Here is a 1,615-nt window from a genome sequence, read left to right as displayed (position 1 = left end):
GTGAAGGTGCCCGCTCTCCCGTGCGCGAACGGCGAGCAGCCCGCTCTCCCGTGCGCCCCGGCCCGCAGCCCCGCGGGCCCCGGCCCACCCACCATCACGAACGTGAAGGTGCCCGCACACCCGAGCGCGAACGTGAAGGCATCATCACGCCGGGACCTGAACGCGCCACGCCGGAAGCGGAACGCACCACACCCTGAGCGCAGCACGTCCGGCGGCGGGCGAGCACACGACGAGCGTAAGCACGAAAAAGCCCCCGCCCCGAGGGCGGAGGCTCCTCCGTTCGTCGAAACTGCCCGGCCGAGCTACCGGTAACCCGTCCGAACTACCGGTAACCCGTCTGACCTACCGGTAATCCGAATAGCCCTGTTCTGGCTACCGGTAATCCGAATAGCCGTAGTCGTCCAACGGCACAGCAGCTCCGGTGGCCTGGCCGAAGTCCGGGCTGTAGTACTGATCCTCGTACGACGGGATCGTATAAGCGGCTGCGCGCGCCTCCTCCGTCGGCTGCACCTGGATGTTGCGGTAGCGGTTGATGCCGGTACCGGCCGGAATCAGCTTGCCGATGATCACGTTCTCCTTCAGACCGTTCAGACTGTCGCTGCGGCAGTTGATCGCCGCGTCGGTAAGCACGCGAGTCGTCTCCTGGAACGAAGCCGCCGACAACCAAGAGTCGGTGGCCAGCGACGCCTTGGTGATACCCATCAGAACCGGGCGTCCCGCCGCAGGCTCAGTGCCCTCGGCGACAACCCGACGGTTCTCGGCCTCGAACTCGCCGCGCTCGGTCAGCGACCCGGGCAGGAACTCCGTCGCACCCGAATCGATGATCGTGACGCGCCGCAGCATCTGCCGGACGATCACCTCGATGTGCTTGTCGTGGATGGACACACCCTGGGCGCGGTAAACCTCCTGGACCTCCTTGACGAGGTGGATCTGCACCTCGCGGGGGCCCTGCACGCGCAGCACCTCATGCGGGTCGGCCGAGCCCTCCATCAACTGCTGGCCCACCTCGACGTGGTCGCCGTCGCTCAGCAGGCGCTCGGAGCCGTCGTCGTGCTTGAACACCTTGAGCCGCTGGCGACGAGTGAGCTTGTCGTACACGACCTCTTCGCCCCCGTCGTCGGGAACGATGGTGATCTTGTAGAACTTGTCGCTCTCCTCCAGGCGGATCCGCCCGGAGACATCGGCAATCGGGGCCCGGTTACGCGGAACGCGAGCCTCGAACAGCTCCTGCACGCGGGGCAGACCGCCCACGATGTCCTGGCCTCCGGTCACACCGCCCTGGTGGAAGGTACGCATCGTCAGCTGCGTGCCGGGCTCACCGATGGACTGCGCAGCGACGATGCCGACGGCCTCGCCGATGTCGACCAGCTTGCCGGTCGCCATCGAGCGGCCATAACACATTGCACACACACCGGTACCGGTCGCGCACGTCAGCACCGAACGGACCTTCACCTCGGTGATGCCGGCAGCCAGCAATGCCTCGATCGCCGGATCGCCGAGGTCATGACCCCGCTCTACGACGACATTGCCGTTGCCATCCACCGCGTCGGTGGCCAACGTCCGCGCGTAGGCGGAGGTCTCGATGTGCTGATCGCGAACCAGGGAGCCATCGGCC

General features: G+C 66.7%; 1 protein-coding gene. It reads right to left on the bottom strand.

Annotated elements, in window-relative coordinates; translation table 11 throughout:
* Positions 1 to 372: 372 nt before the first annotated feature.
* A partial coding sequence (locus GY812_17285; protein ID MCP4437234.1) for a DNA-directed RNA polymerase subunit beta' occupies positions 373 to 1,615 on the bottom strand: 1,243 nt, incomplete at its 5' end.

The sequence above is a fragment of the Actinomycetes bacterium genome, assembly GCA_024222295.1.
Taxonomy (GTDB): Bacteria; Actinomycetota; Acidimicrobiia; order Acidimicrobiales; family Microtrichaceae; genus JAAEPF01.
This window is presented reverse-complemented; position numbering and strand designations above follow the sequence as displayed.